Source organism: Paenibacillus sp. EKM206P (assembly GCF_011066155.1).
Classification (GTDB): domain Bacteria; phylum Bacillota; class Bacilli; order Paenibacillales; family Paenibacillaceae; genus Paenibacillus; species Paenibacillus polymyxa_D.
Map to the genome: position 1 here is coordinate 200,691 of NZ_JAAMNQ010000008.1, position 18,520 is coordinate 219,210.

General features: G+C 48.6%; 18 protein-coding genes and 1 tRNA gene. All 19 read right to left on the reverse strand.

What is annotated here, in order from left to right; translation table 11 throughout:
• Positions 1-144 precede the first annotated feature (144 nt).
• A complete protein-coding gene (gene trxB / locus G9G53_RS17585) occupies positions 145-1,098 on the reverse strand; it encodes a thioredoxin-disulfide reductase (RefSeq protein ID WP_029518998.1) in 954 nt (317 codons plus the stop codon).
• 39 nt (positions 1,099-1,137) lie between these two features.
• Entirely contained in the window at positions 1,138-2,907 is a 1,770-nt protein-coding gene (locus G9G53_RS17590; protein WP_165149358.1) for a tetratricopeptide repeat protein, read from the reverse strand.
• 235 nt (positions 2,908-3,142) lie between these two features.
• Positions 3,143-3,967 carry a histidinol-phosphatase HisJ gene (gene hisJ, locus G9G53_RS17595; RefSeq protein WP_069012124.1) on the reverse strand — a complete coding sequence of 275 codons (825 nt, stop codon included), beginning with the start codon at positions 3,965-3,967 and terminating at the stop codon, positions 3,143-3,145.
• A gap of 36 nt (positions 3,968-4,003) precedes the next feature.
• Positions 4,004-4,744 (reverse strand): bifunctional phosphoribosyl-AMP cyclohydrolase/phosphoribosyl-ATP diphosphatase HisIE, encoded by a 741-nt coding sequence (hisIE, locus tag G9G53_RS17600; protein WP_069012126.1) that lies wholly within the window; start codon positions 4,742-4,744, stop codon positions 4,004-4,006.
• Complete coding sequence (gene hisF / locus G9G53_RS17605; protein WP_039274196.1) at positions 4,741-5,499, reverse strand: imidazole glycerol phosphate synthase subunit HisF; 759 nt, start codon at positions 5,497-5,499, stop codon at positions 4,741-4,743. The genes hisIE and hisF overlap by 4 nt, the downstream gene beginning before the upstream one ends.
• Positions 5,500-5,510: 11 nt before the next feature.
• The gene (hisA, locus tag G9G53_RS17610; protein ID WP_165149360.1) at positions 5,511-6,242 is read right to left on the reverse strand and encodes a 1-(5-phosphoribosyl)-5-[(5-phosphoribosylamino)methylideneamino]imidazole-4-carboxamide isomerase; all 732 of its coding nucleotides are present in this window, start codon (positions 6,240-6,242) and stop codon (positions 5,511-5,513) included.
• Positions 6,243-6,337: 95 nt separating this feature from the next.
• Complete coding sequence (gene hisH / locus G9G53_RS17615) at positions 6,338-6,967, reverse strand: imidazole glycerol phosphate synthase subunit HisH (RefSeq protein WP_029519007.1); 630 nt, start codon at positions 6,965-6,967, stop codon at positions 6,338-6,340.
• Between the two features lie 3 nt (positions 6,968-6,970).
• Complete coding sequence (gene hisB / locus G9G53_RS17620) at positions 6,971-7,579, reverse strand: imidazoleglycerol-phosphate dehydratase HisB (protein ID WP_029519009.1); 609 nt, start codon at positions 7,577-7,579, stop codon at positions 6,971-6,973.
• Complete coding sequence (gene hisD, locus G9G53_RS17625) at positions 7,563-8,876, reverse strand: histidinol dehydrogenase (protein ID WP_069012128.1); 1,314 nt, start codon at positions 8,874-8,876, stop codon at positions 7,563-7,565. Before hisD ends, hisB begins: the two co-directional genes overlap by 17 nt.
• Before the next feature lie 69 nt (positions 8,877-8,945).
• Positions 8,946-9,590, reverse strand: a complete 645-nt coding sequence (gene hisG / locus G9G53_RS17630; protein ID WP_165149372.1) for an ATP phosphoribosyltransferase — start codon at positions 9,588-9,590, stop codon at positions 8,946-8,948.
• Positions 9,587-10,792 carry an ATP phosphoribosyltransferase regulatory subunit gene (locus tag G9G53_RS17635; protein WP_165149374.1) on the reverse strand — a complete coding sequence of 402 codons (1,206 nt, stop codon included), beginning with the start codon at positions 10,790-10,792 and terminating at the stop codon, positions 9,587-9,589. The genes hisG and G9G53_RS17635 overlap by 4 nt, the downstream gene beginning before the upstream one ends.
• Before the next feature lie 231 nt (positions 10,793-11,023).
• A complete protein-coding gene (locus tag G9G53_RS17640) occupies positions 11,024-12,175 on the reverse strand; it encodes an acyltransferase (RefSeq protein ID WP_165149376.1) in 1,152 nt (383 codons plus the stop codon).
• A 147-nt stretch (positions 12,176-12,322) separates the two neighbouring features.
• Positions 12,323-12,817, reverse strand: coding sequence for an acyltransferase (locus G9G53_RS17645; RefSeq protein ID WP_165149378.1), 495 nt, complete (start codon positions 12,815-12,817; stop codon positions 12,323-12,325).
• A complete protein-coding gene (gene ppaX / locus G9G53_RS17650) occupies positions 12,814-13,467 on the reverse strand; it encodes a pyrophosphatase PpaX (protein WP_165149380.1) in 654 nt (217 codons plus the stop codon). Before ppaX ends, G9G53_RS17645 begins: the two co-directional genes overlap by 4 nt.
• Positions 13,464-14,519, reverse strand: coding sequence for a prolipoprotein diacylglyceryl transferase (gene lgt / locus G9G53_RS17655; protein ID WP_165149382.1), 1,056 nt, complete (start codon positions 14,517-14,519; stop codon positions 13,464-13,466). Before lgt ends, ppaX begins: the two co-directional genes overlap by 4 nt.
• A 43-nt stretch (positions 14,520-14,562) precedes the next feature.
• On the reverse strand, positions 14,563-15,501 hold the full coding sequence (hprK, locus tag G9G53_RS17660; RefSeq protein WP_029519020.1) for an HPr(Ser) kinase/phosphatase: 939 nt from the start codon (positions 15,499-15,501) through the stop codon (positions 14,563-14,565).
• 337 nt (positions 15,502-15,838) lie between these two features.
• On the reverse strand, positions 15,839-16,963 hold the full coding sequence (locus tag G9G53_RS17665; RefSeq protein WP_029519022.1) for an ABC transporter ATP-binding protein: 1,125 nt from the start codon (positions 16,961-16,963) through the stop codon (positions 15,839-15,841).
• Positions 16,964-17,066: 103 nt separating this feature from the next.
• Positions 17,067-18,209: a PucR family transcriptional regulator gene (locus tag G9G53_RS17670; RefSeq protein ID WP_165149384.1), complete on the reverse strand. Its 1,143-nt coding sequence runs from the start codon at positions 18,207-18,209 to the stop codon at positions 17,067-17,069.
• Between the two features lie 160 nt (positions 18,210-18,369).
• Positions 18,370-18,442, reverse strand: a tRNA-Lys gene (locus tag G9G53_RS17675).
• Positions 18,443-18,520 lie beyond the last annotated feature (78 nt).

Genomic DNA, 18,520 nt, shown 5'->3' on the forward strand with positions numbered 1-18,520 from the left:
GCGGAACTTTTCACCTCATGCACCCATAAAAAGGAGAAAGCCTGTGCAAACGCAGCAGGCTTTCTCTTCCTGAACAAAAGATGTGGCATAACAGAGGTTTCCTTCGCTCTCCCGTTAGCCTTTTTGTGTACTATAGACACGCTTTTATTGATCCAGTGTTTCGCTCCAGTCGTGAACAGCACTGCCTTCGAGATATTTCTCGCAGTCCATAGCCGCCATACAGCCCGTTCCCGCAGCCGTAATCGCTTGACGGTAACGATTATCCTGTACGTCCCCACAGGCAAAAACTCCGGGGATGTTCGTTTCCGTTGTGCCTGGCTTCACTACAATATAGCCGTGTTCATCCGTATGGATTTGTCCGTTCAGGAAACCTGTATTCGGTGTATGCCCGATGGCTACGAACACGCCATCTACCTCAATCAGCTCATCCTGATTGGTCTCATTATTGTGTACCTTCAAACCCTTTAAACCAGATTCTCCCGTCACAACTTCCAGAGGAGTCCGGTTTAATGCCCAATGTACTTTTTCGTTCTCACGCGCGCGATCTTGCATAATTTTGGATGCCCGCAACTCATCGCGACGATGGACCAAGGTTACACTGGAAGCAAAACGGGTCAAGAAGCTCGCTTCCTCCATGGCTGAATCGCCACCGCCAACCACGACAATCTTTTTCCCGCGGAAAAAGAAGCCATCGCAAGTTGCGCAAGTGCTGACTCCGCGACCTACATTGTCCTGCTCACCCGGAATACCAAGATATTTGGCGGACGCACCTGTAGCAATAATGACCGACTCCGCCTCAATGATGCCTTTACCCTCTACCTTCACTTTAAAAGGACGTTTGCTAAAATCCACTTCCTCTACCCAACCGGAAGTAAATTCAGCGCCAAAACGTTCAGCCTGCTTGCGCATATTATCCATCAGTTCAGGCCCGAGGATACCTTGCTCAAAACCCGGAAAATTTTCAATTTCGGTCGTTGTAGTAAGCTGCCCACCGGGCTGCATCCCTTCAATGATCAGCGGATTCATGTTAGCACGTGCCAAATAAATAGCCGCTGTGTAGCCTGCAGGACCTGTACCAATAATTATGGATTTATACATACGTTTGTTGCCTCCTTTAAGTGATGTTTGGAGCAGGTCTCAGACCTGCTTTTTAAACGTGGAGAGCGGCTGCTTCAGCTTCTGTTTGATACCACACACGCTGTCAATCTGGCGTGCATAGCGGCTTACGGTCGATACGGAAATACCATAGCGATCGGCTACTTCCTGATAGGTGACTGAATGATGATGCATTTTGGCAGTCAAATATTCCAGCGCCGCTGCCCATCCCTCAGTATGCTGAACCATCGGAACTTCCGGGGCAAGCCGATCCAAATACTCCAGCCACAGCGATCTCAAGTCGTGCTGCATGACCGGATCGGATGGCTTGCTCATAACGGTCAGTACCTTATCCAGCACTGCCTGCCATTGTGGATCAACCGGGGAGGCAGATACATCACCTTCAATTGTATGAGGATCGTTCTCAACCTCCAACTGATCAGAACGTTCCGTTTCCGGGTACATTTTCTGCTCACCCTGCTCCGCCAGCTCTTGCAATACTTGCAAGGCACGGCGTTTCAGCTCATCCTCCTGGTCCGGGTCTTCTACGAAGGACTCCAGTGCCTGACGCACCTCATCATCACCGATCAAGCTTAACGCCTGAATGACCTGAAGCTGAGTCGCCCGGTCCCCGTGGCGCAAGGCCCAGAAGAAGGATGACCGGATTAGCGGGTCCTTCTTCATGCTGTCAGGCACCTGGTCAGCACCAAACTTCTCCCACATGCGGAATTGCTCCTCAAACGGGAGATGATAATGATAGCTGAGCACTTGCAGCGGTGTACCCTCCTGCTGGAGTTCCTCCAGTCGGGACAGGAAAAACCGCGGAACTTCCGAGGAAGCATCCTGCTTTTGCAAATGACTCCACAACCGCCGTGCTTCCGCATATCTTCCCGTATTGCTGGCAGCTACCGCCGTGTAATGGTACAAAGAAGCGTCCGCATTGTTCTCTCCATCGCCATGAAGCAACCTGCGGAAATGTCTGTAGGCCTCCTCATGGCGTCCGAGAATGCCCATAGTGGTCGCCAGCTTGAATACCTGCTCCTCCTGAAACGGTATAGTGACCGCCAAAGTCTGCACCAGACGATCCAATTCCGGGCCGCCGCCCTCGTGCTGATAAAAGATCGCCAAGTTGCACAATGCGTGTAAATTCCCCGGCTCATCCTCCAACACTTGAATAATGGTAGCCTTAGCATTTTGGAACAATCCCATGTAGTAATACGCTAACGCCAGATTATTTCGCGCAGCGAACATATCCGGTTGTTCCTCTGAAATTTGCTTGAGCAACTGGGCTGCCTGAGCAAATTTCCCCTCCTCCAGCAGGACACGAGCCTGATCATGCTCTACTACTCCCTGCCGGGCCTTAATGCGGTTCAGCTTCGTTGGACGGTCCAGCTCATAATAGAGCAGCTCCATCATTTCCTCCGCTTCATCAAGAAACTGGCCTTCTTCGTCCTCCTCCAGGTACGTGACCAATGCTTTCTCCGCTTCTTCAAACTGCTCCATATTAGCGTAATTATTCGCCATATAGAAATAACACTCTGTCATCGACGAGTCTACGTCACTCAGAACAGAGGACAGGATCTCATTCGAACCTGCATAATCCCCCATCTCTGATAATATACCCGCCATATTGCAATGATTCACCGGATTATCCGGTTCATATTCAACGGCTTTGCGAAAATATTTCAATGCCTTGTCATAATGATTGCGATCAAGCGAGCGCACAGCTTTCTCAAAAAAGAAAGATGCGTCGAAACGCAAAGCAATAATCTTAGGGCTAGGTTCCGATACTCGCAGATGTTTCCCTTTCATAAATAACCAAGGCACCTCCTTTAAAAGTAACTGACATGTTCATACCCTTCAGTATACCACAACTTCAAAACGACTTGACAGTCGATCCTACCTCATTCCAAAAAACGGATATATGCTCGTATACAATAGATATATATACAAGAATACGCTAAATAGCCGAGCGCTTTTCCCTGTATACATAGGGAGCGTTCGGCTAGCCACTGGATATGATACTTAGACCCAATAAACGTAATAATTAAAGCGTCAGCGGCACCGGCGAGCGCTCGCGATGCTGAAATACGGCAAGCTCGCGATAGCCGACTTCATATAGAAGCGCGCGTGCCTTCTCCAAGTGCTCGGACAGCTTCGCCGGATCATGGGCATCCGATCCTACGGTCAGCGGGATGCCTAGCGAAAAAGCTTCGTCCAGCATGCGGCGGCTCGGGAACATCTCAGCACAGGGCTTCGAAAGCCCTGATGCATTCAGTTCCATCGCCCGACCGCTGCGGGCAACGGCTGAGAGTGCGGAGCGCTCCAGTTCACGCAGCTCCTCCATTTCCTCCGGCTTCGGATGATAGCCGAAGCGCTTAATGACATCCAAATGCCCCATGATGTCATACAAACCGGTAGCTGCCGCCTTAGAAACCGCATTATAATACGTGCGGTACACCTCAAGCACATTTTTGCCTTCCCAATGGTGTACCTGACGGAAGTCCGTGATATCCCATTCACCTAGAAAATGGACGGAACCAATCACATAATCCCAGGGATACGCGGTGATGATATCTTCGATTTCTCGTTCCCAGCCCTCAATGTAGTCGCCTTCCAAGCCAACACGAATATCAATTTGCTCTTTAAAACGTTCCTTCAGTTCCAAACATTCTTCCACGTATCGGGGCAGCTCCTCCATAGGCATCGCCATTTCCGGGTAATAGTCAGCCGGTTTTACATGCAGTAGTGGCATGTGATCGGACAAGCCGAGCTGATCCAGCCCCAGCCGAATTCCCTGCTGTACATACTCTTCCAGACTCCCTATGGCATGCCCACAGCGGGCGTGATGCGTATGATAGTCAATTTTCATGCGATCCTCCCTCTTTCAACACTACAACAAATCGTACTAATCACGACGAGGTCGTTCATGACGGCGATTCAGCTCAGCCAGCACGTGATCTAGCGGTAGCTTGCGCTCCTGCAACAGCACCAGCAGGTGATAAATCAGGTCGCTAACCTCCAGGCGCAGTTCATCATTATCTTTATTTTTGGCGGCAATGATCGTCTCGGATGCTTCTTCGCCAACCTTTTTCAAGATTTTGTCTACACCTTTATCAAAAAGATAGGTCGTATAGGCCCCTTCAGGACGTGTCTCTTCGCGCTCCTTAATAATCGCCTCCAGCTGGGCAAGTACCTCAAAGCGGTCTGCTGAAGCATTGGAAATATCATCGGTTTGATTTACCAGCGTGTGGTCTCCTGCATTTCCTGCAACAGGTGCTACAGCCGTCCCTGGCGCGGAAATATCACGGAAAAAGCAGCTCGTTGCTCCTGTATGACAGGCAGGACCGTTCGGAATGACACGTATCAACAGAGCATCACCGTCACAATCCAACTGGATGGAAGTGATTTTTTGCGTATTCCCTGAAGTAGCCCCCTTGTGCCACAGCTCCTGTCTGGAACGAGACCAGAACCAGGTCTCTCCCGACTCCAAAGACAGTTTCAGCGACTCGCGGTTCATGTAGGCCAGCGTAAGCACCTGAAGGGTGGCATCATCCTGCACAATCGCCGAGACAAGACCCACCTCATTCCAGCGGACATTATCCAGTATCTGCTCCAGAGATAGCTGTTGGTTCAATTCGTTGCTCATCGTATCTCCACTCCTCTGCGCTTCAAATCCCGTTTTAGGTCAGGGATTCCTATTTCTTTATAGTGAAAAATCGTTGCTGCTAATCCAGCATCCGCTCTGCCCGCCGTAAACACGTCATAGAAATGCTCCTGTTTGCCTGCTCCGCCAGAAGCAATAACTGGAATTCCGACGGTATCCGATACCGCAGAAGTCAGCGGCAGGTCAAAGCCGTCCTTGGTTCCGTCCGCATTCATGCTGGTCAGCAGAATCTCACCGGCTCCCAACTGTTCAGCTTCCTTGGCCCAGGCCAAGGCGCGAATACCAGATGGCGTGCGGCCTCCGTGGGTATATACTTCCCACTCGCCCCACGCCTCGTTATACTTGGCATCAATGGCAACAACGATACATTGTGAGCCAAAGCTGCGCGCACCCTCCGCAATCAGCTGAGGATTACGGACAGCCGCCGTATTTACGCCGATTTTATCAGCCCCGGCACGCAAAATGCGTTTCATATCATCGACATGAGATATCCCGCCACCTACGGTGAAAGGAATGGCTATCTCTCCGGCTGTCTGACGAACTACTTCTTCCATGGTGGCACGCCCTTCAACTGAAGCAGAAATATCCAGAAATACGATTTCATCTGCCCCTTCCCGGTCATAAAGCGCCGCCAATTCCACCGGATCACCTGCATCGCGTAGGTTCACAAAATTAACGCCCTTAACCACCCTGCCATCCTTTACATCCAAGCAGGGAATAATACGTTTAGCCAGCATGCCTACTCCCCCTATGCCTTTGCTACAGCTTGTACGGCTACCTGTAAATCAATGCTGCCTGTATACAATGCCTTACCCACAATAGCACCGCCTACACCCTCTTTCGCATAGGTGCTCAGCGTGATCAGATCGTCCATCTTGCTGACACCGCCGGAAGCGATCACGGTTCGTCCACTGCTTTTCGCAAGCGCTACGATAGCCTCCACATTCGGGCCTTGCATCATTCCGTCGCGGGAAATGTCTGTAAAAATGAACGTTTCCGCTCCCTTGGAGGCCAACTCAGCAGCCAATTCATCCGCTCGAACCTCCGAGGTTTCAAGCCATCCGCGCGTGGCCACATAGCCATTCCGTGCATCCAGACCAATGGCGATCCGATCACCGTAGGTACCCAATACCGCTTCCGTAAAAGCACGGTCCTCAATCGCTGCCGTACCCAAGATCACACGGCTCACGCCCAACGACAACAGCCGCTCCACATGTTCACGCGTACGCAAGCCGCCACCCACTTGTACAGGCACTTGCACCGCAGAAGCGATGCGCCCAATGAGCTCATCGTTCACCGGTTGGCCTGCTTTAGCACCGTCCAAATCAACCAAGTGAATGTAGGAGCCGCCCATACGCTCCCATTCTTGGGCAACCTCCACTGGGTTTTCGTTGTATATCGTCTCCTGGCTATAATCTCCTTGTACCAGTCGTACACATTTGCCATCGCGAATATCAATCGCTGGGTATATCGTGAACAAAGTATGACCCCCTTGTGAGCTATTCAACATCTATATGCCTTTACATCCATCAACGACCAAAGTTGGCGTACCCTCAACTATAGACACATGAATCGTTACGCTCGCTTTTCCGCTTCCGCCAGTTCCAAAAACTGTCGAAGCAACCGCATCCCCATTTCCCCGCTTTTCTCCGGGTGGAACTGCATGCCATATACATGGCCTCTGCCCACGATAGCCGTTACGGGCCCACCGTAGTCAGTCACCGCCAGTAGGTCACTTTCGGCCTCCGGCTTCGCATGATAGGAATGTACGAAATACACATGTCCTTCCTCCAAGCCCTGTAACAACGGGTGGTTCGGCTGAGTCATACGCAGACGATTCCAGCCCATATGCGGCACTTTAACCCCCAGATCAGGAGCAAACCGAACGACCTCACCTGGTAAGATATTAAGCCCTTCGTGACTGCCGTATTCTTCACCACGAGTGAACAACAGTTGCATTCCTAGACAAACACCGAGCAGTGGTTGTCCAGCGCTTGCAACCTCCTGAATCACCCGATCCAATCCGCTGGAACGTAAATGCTCCATAGCATCCCCGAATGCCCCTACACCCGGCAAAATCACACCGCTGGAGGAACGAATCACTTGGGCATCTCCCGTTACTACAGCCTCATAGCCAAGACGCTCAACTGCCTTGCTCACACTATGCAGATTGCCTCTGCCGTAATCCACAATGGCAATGGACATGGGCTACAGCACTCCCTTCGTTGAAGGCACTCCCGTCACCCGTGGATCAATGGATGTCGCTTCATCCAGTGCACGTCCCAGCGCTTTGAACACCGCCTCAATCATATGGTGGGTATTTTGCCCGTAGTGAACGATGACGTGTAGCGTCATGCGAGCCTCCAACGCAAATTTCCACAGAAATTCATGCACCAGCTCTGTCGAAAAGCTCCCTACCTGCTGTGATGGATACTCCGCACGATACTCAAAATGAGGTCGGTTACTCAGATCAATGACAACCTGTGCGAGCGCCTCATCCATTGGTACAAAGACGCTGGCATAGCGCTTAATTCCTTTTTTATCACCCAATGCTTCCAGCAAGGTCTGTCCCAGACAAATACCAATATCCTCTACGGTATGATGATCGTCGATATCCACATCCCCTCTGGCCTGCACATTCAGATCAAAGTGTCCGTGCTTGGTGAACAAGTCCAGCATGTGATTCAGAAAAGGAACATCCGTTTCAATCTCAGCTTGCCCTGTGCCGTCTACTGCAAAAGATAGCTGAATGTCCGTTTCGTTCGTCTTTCGGCTGACGCTGCCTGTACGTCCTGCTACGTTATTTTCGTTCCCCATCGCCATCCACCGCCTTCTTTTCATTGTCCAATCGAACTTGTATCGCCCGTGCGTGACCTTCCAGTCCTTCATGGCGGGCAAGCTGCATAATCGTCTCACCATTGCGCAGTAGCGCTTCTTTGCTGTAATAGATCATACTCGACTTCTTGATAAAATCATCAACATCCACTGGCGAGGAAAAACGTGCCGTTCCATTCGTCGGAATAATGTGGTTAGGTCCGGCAAAATAATCGCCTACTGGCTCCGAGCTGTACGCTCCCAGGAAAATAGCTCCCGCGTTTTCGATCAGACCTACATGCTCCATCGGCTGCTCTGTCATAATTTCCAAATGTTCTGGTGCCAGTCGGTTTACAATATGGATGCCCTCTTCCAAAGTGTCGACGACAATGATAGCCCCGTATGCCTCCACCGATGCAGCAGCAATATCTCTGCGCGGTAGCTCTGCCAATTGGCGCTGTACTTCAGCTGATACTTCTTCGGCCAAGCGTTGCGAGGGCGTAACCAGTATGGCTGAGGCCATCTCGTCATGTTCCGCCTGTGAAAGCAGGTCAGCCGCTACATATGAGGCATTCGCCGTGTCGTCAGCCAACACGACAATTTCACTTGGTCCAGCTATACTGTCGATATCCACCGCGCCGTACACCTCGCGCTTCGCCAGCGCTACATAAATGTTACCGGGACCGCAAATTTTATCGACTGGTTCAATGCTATGTGTTCCGTAAGCGAGGGAAGCAATCGCTTGCGCTCCGCCAACCCTATATATTTCCGTTACACCAGCCTCTGCCGCAGCTACCAGTGTATATGGATCTATCCCTGCCTTGCCGCCTGTCGCCGGGGGTGTCACCATGACAATCTCAGGTACACCAGCCACCTGAGCGGGAATGACATTCATCAGCACAGAGGATGGATAGGCCGCTTTACCGCCCGGAACATACACGCCTACACGTTTCAACGGTCGGATAATTTGGCCGAGCAAGCTACCGTCTGGCTGTAAATCCATCCACGAATTACGTTTTTGCTTCATGTGAAAAGCACGGATATTATCCGCCGCTTCTCGAATCGCCTGTAAAAAAGAAGGCTCTACCTTGTCATATGCCGCCTTCAATTCTTCCTCCGTCACACGAAGTTGCTCTGCGATCAGCGATACACCATCAAACGATTGCGTATACCGCAGGACAGCCTCATCCCCCTCTTGGCGTACCGACTGAATAATGGTACGCACAGCCTCATTTTGCTCAGGTGTGCCGTAATCCACCTCCCGTTGGAGACTGAAATCACGGGCTGATACAATCTTCATTTGTCCATTCCCCCTTACTTGCAGCTTGCAGAATGCTCCTTTAACCCTTGGCTTATTCCTTTAGTTGATTTACTCCCGGGGTGCCACCGCATTGGGAATCACCTGATGCAATCGATCACACAAAGCCTGAATCGAGCTGTTTTTCATCCGGTAGCTGACCCGATTGGCAATCAGACGACTGGTAATATCCAGTATGCTGATCTGCTCGACCAATCCATTCTCCTGCAAGGTCTGCCCCGTCTCTACCATATCAACAATGCGGTCTGCCAGGCCAATTAACGGCGCCAGCTCAATGGAGCCATTCAGCTTAATAACCTCCACCTGTTGGCCTTGCTCCCGAAAATACTGGGAAGCCACATTCGGATACTTTGTAGCGACCCGCTGACGAATACCTGGCTGCCAATCTGGTAAAGCAATCACTGACATCCGACAACGGGCAATCCCCAGATCCAGCAGTTCATACACATCCTTGTTTTCTTCCAGCAAAACATCCTTGCCCACAATGCCGATGTCCGCCGCCCCGTACTCCACATACGTAGGAACATCGACGGGCTTCGCCATAATAAATTCCATGCCTAGCTCAGGCAGTGGAATGACCAGCTTGCGCGTTTCGTCCACATCCAGTGGAATTGGAACCCCCGCCTGGCGAAATAGCTCAGAAGCCTGCTTATAAATCCGTCCCTTGGGCATGGCTACCTTCAATGTTTCCGTCATGGCAATTCCCTCCTTTGTACTGGCTGTCTTCCTTCAGCTGTATAGCTGTATACCTCTGCATACAAGCCCTGCTGCTCACGACGTCGGTCTTCCGGTCCGCCCGTGAGTCCTGTCACCACAGTAAGACCTGTTGCGCGTAGCTGTGCGGCTGCGGATAACGCCTCTTGGCGTCCCTGTTCGTCATAACGGATAAGTACAGGAAGCTTCGTCTCCATTTGGATACCATCCACACCATCGACGATCCGGTTTGTCTTCAATGCAAATCCCGTTGCAGGTACGGATCGACCAAACTGCTGAAGCAGATTGTCATAGCGACCCCCGTTGCATACCGGGAACCCAATCTCCGCCGCATAGCCCTCAAAAGTCATTCCTGTATAATATGAAAAATCCCCGATCATGGTAAGGTCGATTAACACATGCTCAGATACGCCGTATGCCTCCAGTACTTCCCACACCTCGCACAAATGTGCAATGGATCGAATCGTCTGCTGCTCCACACTAAGACGGGTAGCCTGGTCACAAATTTCTTTTCCACCGCGCAACCGAAGAATAGCTTCCAGCTTATCCCGATGTTCGGGAGCCAAGCCCAAAGCTTCAATCGCTGTTCGGTAGCCCACTACATCACGACTGAGCAACAGTTCCTTTAGCGCTTGTTGTTCAGCCTGACGGCCTGGAATGATTTCCTCAAATAAGCCGTTCAGAAATCCCACATGTCCCATGGCAATTTTAAAAGAGGCCACTCCTGCCGCCTGTAATGATGCAATAGCCAATGCTACAACTTCTGCATCAGCCTCAGGCGAATCATCACCTACCAGCTCCACACCTGTCTGAAAAAACTCCGCTTCTCTTCCTGCCTCTTCCTCAATCGCCCGAAATACATTTGCGTGGTAGGAAAGTCGGAGTGGTACTTCCTCTTCCTTTAGCAGCGAAGATACCACCCGCGCAATGGGAGCGGTCATATCCGATCGCAGCACCAACGTGGTTCCCCGGTTATTGAGTAATTTAAACAGCTTTCGATCGGAAGTAGAACTAGCCACTCCCACCGTATCGTAGTATTCCATCGTAGGCGTCATAATCTGGCGGTAACCCCAGCGCTCCATGCATTCGAGTACATTCAGTTCAATGGCCCGCAGCTTCGACACTGCACGTGGAAGATAATCTCGAACCCCTACAGGGATTTCGAATCCTTTTGGCTTAGACATCTCTATCACCTCATGATTTCACAATATCTTTATCATGGTAAAGTGCTAACAAACTAAAGTATATTCGATATATTATCATGCTCTACTTGTGAACGTCAACCGAACGGAGCAGCCCTTTTTTACAGATCCGCCAAGCCGCTGCCCCTTTCTATATTTTATCCAATGCAAAATACACGAATCCTAAAAAAAAGACTGCCAGCCTTAAGCCAACAGTCCAATCAATCAAAATATTTAGCTATTCATTTGTTCATCTTTACTCCGGGAAGAAAACTTCGGAACCGTGCCCAAACCGATCCATGCAAATGGTACATATCGAAAACACAACGTCACAATCAACCATGAGCCAAACAACGCCAACAACCATCCACCCGCAACAGAGAAGATATATTCTACTGGCGTTCCGTGCAAATCCAGCTTGCGATATACTCTCAATAACGCCGGGTGAAGTAAATAAATGCCGAATGAGCATGAGCCCAGCCAGCTGATTAACATTCGCAGCCTATCGTTAGCATGACGATATAATAAAACCGAGAACTGAAACAGCACCAGCGCTGAGACGAGGGCATATGCATTATGGAGCAGTTCATAGATCAGCGAGTCTGCATAGATGGCTTCGCGATATGCTACAAACCATATTTGTACATATGCTATACCCAGGAGTAGCCAAGCCACCCACAAGCCCCACCAACTGATCAACTGTCCGCGTCTAATTACTGTACCTGACACCGGAAAAAGCCACTTTTTAAACCCTTCATATCCAATCGCTACAGCTGCGCCCAAGGCAAAATAACTGATATACGTAATCGCGAGACTTCCTCTTTCCTCTTGCCAAACATATTTGTTCAGCAATACAAACCCCCATTGAATGACTAACCCTACTGCCAAAATGATACAGGCTACTCTCCGTGGACTCGATATCCAATGACATAAGCGCTGCACTCCCCACAACAACAGTGGGAAGACCAAATAAAATTGGATAATGATGATGACATAATACAAATGCGTGTACGCCTTTCCCGTTAACAGCACGAGCGGAAGATCACTGAGCGGCATCAACCCGCGTGTTACCAAGGTCAAATAATACACAAGAGAAAACAAAACGTACGGTAACACAATAAACATCAGTCTTTTTCGAAAGAATATAAGCATATTCTTACCACGAAGCGGCCTATCGACATAATTGTAAAATAAAACAAACCCGCTCACAAAAATAAATACTGGCACCGCAAAGCTACTAAACATATTTAAAAATAGAAAAGGGTAAAACAATAGAGAATGGCGCGCATCAATTAAAGCCATTGAAGTCGCATGAATGGTAACAACGGCTGCAATTAATATTCCCCGGTAAACATCAAGCTCTGGTATACGTTCTTTTTTGACCAAATCAACACGCTCCCATATCGCTTTGCAAATATGTCTGTTATCAATTTTTAAACATAATTAACATGCATTACCCCACTTATTATACAGAAAAACAACAATAAGGAAGACCCCTTAATACATAAGGGGTCTTCCTTATTGTGCTATTTCCTACTCATCCACACCAGAGCGTCTTAAATCACGCAACGGATTGCCACCTACAAATGCACCTGCGGGCACGTCTTTATGCACGACCGCTCCGGCTGCTACGATAGCTCCGTCACCGATGGTGACACCCGGCAAAATGGTTGTGTTGGCGCCGATCAGCACATGATCACCAATCACCACTTTACCGATACGATACTCTTGTATGAGGTATTCGTGAGCCAGTATCGTTGTGTTATATCCAATGACCGAATTGTTCCCTATCGTAATATGCTCCGGAAAAAAAACATCCACCATCACCATCAGGCCGAAGGCCGCATGTTGCCCCACCTTCATCCCCAGCACTCTGCGGTAAATGACGTTTTTCAGAGAAAGCACAGGACAATACCGGGCAATCTGTATAAAAATAAAGTTCTTAATGCCTTTCCAGCGGCTCACCGTCCGATAAATCTGCCACAACGCATTGGGACCTTCTACAGGATAGCGGTTCACCTTTCTCACGATACATTGACACCTTGAAGCTCCAGCTTCAGCAAATCCCGCATATCATGCAACATGTAGTCAGGCCCATATCCGCGCAGAGTTTCCTCGCCCTTGAGCGACCAAGCTACACCAGCCGATTTCACACCTGCTGCCTGAGCTGACAAAATATCAAAAGAACTGTCTCCGACCATCAATGTGTGCTCTGCTTCAGCATTCAAACCTGTCAAGGCCTTGAGCACTGGTTCAGCGTGTGGCTTTGGATGTTCCACATCGTCTACCGTCACAATATAGTCCATTGAGGAAGTCAGATTGAACAGATTAAGTACACGTATCGTGGATGGTCGTATTTTGGTTGTCACAACCCCCAGCTTAATCCCTCTCGCACGCAACTCCTGAATAACCTCAATGACATATGGAAATGGCTTCACCATTTGATCATGATGAATCTGATTATAAGCACGGTAGTCCTTAACCAACCCAGATACATCCGTTAATCCCGAAAAAGTACGGAGTTGATCGTCCAGCGTTCCACCCATATGAGGAATAATATGCTCCCGCGTCAGCGGATCAGCATCCGGATGATTCAAAATGTGTAGAAATGTGCTGATGATCAGCTCATTCGTATCCATGATGGTGCCGTCTAAATCAAACAAAATCGTATTTATCATAGATGCTCCTTCTTGTCCTCGTCCGTGTCTTCCTTAGGTAGCTTATCCGCCGTAGCTGTTGGAGGAACCGCGTCCTGTCCTGGACGGGATACCTGCTCTGGCATCACGTCAGGTACCTGATCAATCCCCGCTTTGCTGGAGATAATCGGATCGCTATAACGAGCAACAGATGTACCCTTCCGGCGACGAACCAAAATGAAAATCACGGCAGCTACAACAATAAAGATAGGCAGCAATTGCGAGATCCGCACATTACCGTAACTCGGGTCCAGATGCCCTGGTTCAAACCCTAGCCACACCATAGGAGACCACAAAGCATTCACAAAAGAAGCCAGCCAATCCGGTCCCTGAAAAGCCAAACTGTCCGTCCGTACACGCTCGATGAAGAAACGGCCGATTGAGTACCAAATGAAGTAAAATGCAAACACTTCGCCTGCACGCACAAATTTCATACGACGAATGACGAGCAGCAAAATCACACCTACAATACTCCACAGTGATTCATATAAAAATGTAGGGTGATGGAACACCCCGTTAACGTTCATCTGATTCACAATGAAATCCGGCAGATGGAGCTGATTTCGCAAGAATGTCTCTTCCGTCGGTCCACCGTAGGCTTCCTGATTGACAAAATTACCCCAGCGTCCAATCGCTTGACCGATCAGTAGGCCTGGTGCACAAATATCAGCGATACGCCAGAAGGTATACCCTTTATACCGGAAATAAATAACCGCACATATAATGGCCCCGATCAAGGCACCGTATATCGCAATACCGCCATTCCAAATTTTAAAAACATCCCATAGATTATCTCGGTAGTCTTCCCATTTGAAGGCTACATAATAAATACGCGCTCCAATAATAGCTGAGGGAACACCCAGAAGCAGCATATCCATAAAAAAATCCTGCGGAATACCGAATTTTTTCCCTTCACGGATGGCAAGATATAAACCCACAAGCGCCGCCAGCCCCAAAATAAGCCCATACCAGTGGACCTTGATTGCCCCGATTGAAAAAGCGATCGGATTCAGCAGTAATGTTGCCGTTGACATATGTTTCTCTCACTCCTCGTTCTTCCTTGCAAACGAACAAACCTTAATCCATCTCTTCCATATCTTCAGAAATTGTAGCAGTCAGCTTGTTTGTAAATTGCAGGGCTGCATTAACACCCATTTGTTTCAAACGATAGTTCATCGCCGCCACCTCGATAATAACAGCCAAGTTTCGGCCCGGACGAACTGGAATCGTAACCAGTGGAACATCTGTATCAATAATGCGTGTCGTTTCCTCATCAAGACCAAGACGGTCATACTGCTTGTCCTGCTGCCATGCCTCCAGACGAACAACCAATGTAATCCGTTTGTTATTACGAACTGCACCGGCCCCAAACAGCGTCATCACATTAATAATGCCCACGCCACGAATTTCCAACAGGTGACGGATCAGCTCAGGTGCTGTACCATGCAGCTGAAAATCGGACGTTTGCCGAATTTCTACCGCGTCATCTGCTACCAAGCGATGTCCACGTTTAACCAGTTCCAGTGCCGTTTCACTTTTACCAATTCCACTACTTCCTGTGATAAGCATTCCCACGCCATACACGTCACACAGTACACCATGAATAGTTGCTGTAGGAGCCAGCTTTCTTTCGAGAAAGCCTGTGATGCGGCTTGATAAAATCGTCGTCGCCATATTAGTGCGCAGTACAGGAATATCTCGCTCTGCGCTCGCCTCCACTAACTCAGCCGGTACCTCTAGACCACGTGTGACGATAATGCATGGAGTCAGCTCTGTACACAGACGCTCCATCCGATCCCGGCGTTCCTCAGGAGGAAGCATTCCCAGAAAAGCCAACTCAGACCTTCCCAGAAGCTGTACCCGCTCTTGTGTATGATATTCAAAATACCCGGCCATCTCCAGACCTGGGCGATTTAAATCGTCCACTGTGATCAGTCTTCGCAGACCTTTTTCACCGGAAATAACTTCCATTTGAAACTGCTGTACAAGCTCGGATACCTTTACCTGTTTAGCCATTTTATTCTCCCCTTCATCTGCAAAACCAGATTCTATACGTCACTTGATTTATGTAGCTTTACCCTATTAACCATACAACCCAACGCCAGTCTATCCTGCGCCAATGCACACTCCACTTGATTTAACATATGGTTCCAGGCTAGCTCCATTCCGCCAGCTGGGTTGATCCCATCTAGGACTCCTGCCAACGAACCTACATCTAGACCTGTCCATTGTACCCATCGTATCGGAATTTTCCAATGAATGCAATGCCGAAGCTAGTAGCCGTATGCGATATATAAAAAGAGTCGCAGTTCTCCGCTCGGGGAAAACTGCGACTCTCTTCCAGAGGCAAATTTTATTCGCCAACCAGAACACTCAATTCCGATTCCTTATCAAAAATATGAACCTTGTTCATATCAACAGCCAACTTCGCTTTGACACCATCACGAGTATTGGAGCGTCCGTCTACACGGGCAATAATCGTATCATTTCCAGCACCGCTCAGGTACAACAGCATTTCATGACCGAGGTTTTCCGTTACATCCACAGTGGATGTAAAGATCGTATTCGGAGAAGCCTCCAAGAATACAGGCTCTTCATGAATATCCTCAGGACGGATACCCAAGATCACTTCTTTCCCGATATAGCCCTTCGCTTTTAAAATCTGTCCTTTACCTTCTGGTACAAACAGATCCAGACCCGGCGCAGCAAAATGCAATGCACCTTCTTTTTCAACCAGCTTACCTGTGATAAAGTTCATCGTAGGAGAGCCGATAAAACCAGCTACGAACAGATTCACTGGACGGTTGTACAGTTCATCTGGGGATGCAGCTTGTTGGATAATACCATCCTTCATAACTACAATCCGGTCACCCATCGTCATGGCTTCGACCTGGTCATGGGTTACGTAGATAACAGTCGTTTCCAGACGCTTAGCCAGCTTCGTGATTTCCGCACGCATCTGACCACGCAGCTTGGCATCCAAGTTGGACAGTGGCTCATCCATCAAGAACACTTGCGGGTCACGCACAATCGCACGTCCCAAGGCAACACGCTGGCGTTGACCACCTGATAACGCTTTCGGCTTGCGGTCCAGCAGATGCTCAATATCAAGGATTTTAGCCGCTTCACGTACACGTTTGTCAATTTCTTCTTTCTTCACCTTACGGAGTTTCAGACCAAAAGCCATGTTTTGATATACATTCATATGCGGATACAAGGCATAGGATTGGAATACCATCGCGATATCGCGGTCCTTTGGAGCCACGTCGTTCACAACACGATCTCCAATGTACAATTTACCGTCTGAAATTTCCTCTAGACCAGCGATCATACGGAGCGTAGTAGATTTACCACAACCGGAAGGACCAACCAACACGAGAAACTCTTTATCTTGAATGTCCAAATTGACATCAACAACCGTAGCTTTATCTGCACCCGGATATTTTTTGAAAATATGCTCTAAACGTACACCAGCCATAGCTTTTGCCTCCCTAAGATCAAGTTATGAAATCGAATACATTTCTTACTTGTATCTTATCCTAGTCCCCGTAGCATGGCTATTCGCAAACTGCACAAAAATGCTATTTCCTTTTTGTCACTTTGTACAATAGAAGATAGAGCTTGACTAAAACCGCATCATTAAACGTCCGCACGTCCAATCCAGTCTCCTGTTTGATCTTGTCCAAACGGTAAATCAACGTATTTCGATGCACATATAGACGCTTAGCTGTCTCACTCACATTACAATCCAGTTGAAAAAAGATGTCTAATGTGGCCATCGTTTCTGAGTCTTCTAGTATGACAGATGACTTCATTACCTGCTCTAAAAATAATACGCGTTGTTCCTTGGAAATGCGGTTTAACAGCCTTTCCAAATGAAGCTCCCATGAAAAGTGGATGTGCTCTGTTACATGAAAAATCTTGCCCAAATGTATAGTCTCCCATAACAAATTCAGCTCTTGGGGAAGACTTTGCAAAGGGATTGAAGGCTTAGAAACCGCCAAATGGAATACACCCACCCACTCATTCGCAATAAGCTCATATAGACCCAAGCTAAAAGCCGTGAGAACCTCCTCCAACGATTCCGTAAAATCTGCATCCCTGGACTCAGTGTCTTTATCCCGTTCATCGTCCGCTCCTAATAAAAGCTCCTTTTTAGCCATAATCAGCCAAGACTGTTTGTCCAATGGAGTAAGCAGCACATCCCCTCCAAAATAGCTCGCGAACAATCGATGGAGCTGGGTATAAGTAATAGCCCCCTCCTGTGTTCCCTCGCCATTCAGTAAAATCGGAACCATACACGCTGATAGCGAATCACGAAGCTGCAATTCATCTGGAACCTCTTCTTCCTTGTTTAGATTGGCAGCCTGCTGTATAAGCCATTGTCCATAACGATTCATGCGCTCTTCCTCGCTATAAACCGGGTTATCCGACAATTGTGGACCGTTCTGCCAGACCTGCTCCATGTTCCCCAATAGCGCTTCTACCAGTTTCCGTTCTCGATCCGTCAAATATCTGGCCTCTACCACAAATGCAGCCAGTTCACCTGCCGACGCACGAAATGGAAAATATAACTTGTTGTCACGGACAAACGATCTATCCGGAATAACTGAATCGGCTGTCTCTCCCTCTGCCATCATTTCCGGGCACCAAGGCACTATGGTAAAAGGCGCTTGAATAATATTCTGAAGCTGTTGCTGAATCCATTCTGTATCCAGAGTCACGCGATCACCACTTCACTTTTTTTTAGAATATAGAATAAGCACTAAGCGAACATAATGAACTCATTATAACCTGTCGATACCGTAAAATAAAAAAGCTATATAAAAACATAACTTAAAACAATACAAAAAAAGCCATCAACCTATAGTTGATGACTTCTGATGAGCCATGAAGGACTCGAACCTTCGACACCCTGATTAAAAGTCAGGTGCTCTACCAACTGAGCTAATGGCTCGTAAAACTGGTGGAGGATGATGGATTCGAACCACCGAACCCGTAAGGGAGCAGATTTACAGTCTGATGCGTTTGGCCA

Coding starts and splice junctions, on each gene's coding strand:
- trxB (WP_029518998.1), bottom strand. CDS start 1,098: ATGTATAAATCCATAATTATTGGTACAGGTCCTGCAGGCTACACAGCG.
- G9G53_RS17590 (WP_165149358.1), bottom strand. CDS start 2,907: ATGAAAGGGAAACATCTGCGAGTATCGGAACCTAGCCCTAAGATTATT.
- hisJ (WP_069012124.1), bottom strand. CDS start 3,967: ATGAAAATTGACTATCATACGCATCACGCCCGCTGTGGGCATGCCATA.
- hisIE (WP_069012126.1), bottom strand. CDS start 4,744: ATGAGCAACGAATTGAACCAACAGCTATCTCTGGAGCAGATACTGGAT.
- hisF (WP_039274196.1), bottom strand. CDS start 5,499: ATGCTGGCTAAACGTATTATTCCCTGCTTGGATGTAAAGGATGGCAGG.
- hisH (WP_029519007.1), bottom strand. CDS start 6,967: ATGTCCATTGCCATTGTGGATTACGGCAGAGGCAATCTGCATAGTGTG.
- hisB (WP_029519009.1), bottom strand. CDS start 7,579: ATGGGGAACGAAAATAACGTAGCAGGACGTACAGGCAGCGTCAGCCGA.
- hisD (WP_069012128.1), bottom strand. CDS start 8,876: ATGAAGATTGTATCAGCCCGTGATTTCAGTCTCCAACGGGAGGTGGAT.
- hisG (WP_165149372.1), bottom strand. CDS start 9,590: ATGACGGAAACATTGAAGGTAGCCATGCCCAAGGGACGGATTTATAAG.
- G9G53_RS17635 (WP_165149374.1), bottom strand. CDS start 10,792: ATGTCTAAGCCAAAAGGATTCGAAATCCCTGTAGGGGTTCGAGATTAT.
- ppaX (WP_165149380.1), bottom strand. CDS start 13,467: ATGATAAATACGATTTTGTTTGATTTAGACGGCACCATCATGGATACG.
- lgt (WP_165149382.1), bottom strand. CDS start 14,519: ATGTCAACGGCAACATTACTGCTGAATCCGATCGCTTTTTCAATCGGG.
- hprK (WP_029519020.1), bottom strand. CDS start 15,501: ATGGCTAAACAGGTAAAGGTATCCGAGCTTGTACAGCAGTTTCAAATG.
- G9G53_RS17665 (WP_029519022.1), bottom strand. CDS start 16,963: ATGGCTGGTGTACGTTTAGAGCATATTTTCAAAAAATATCCGGGTGCA.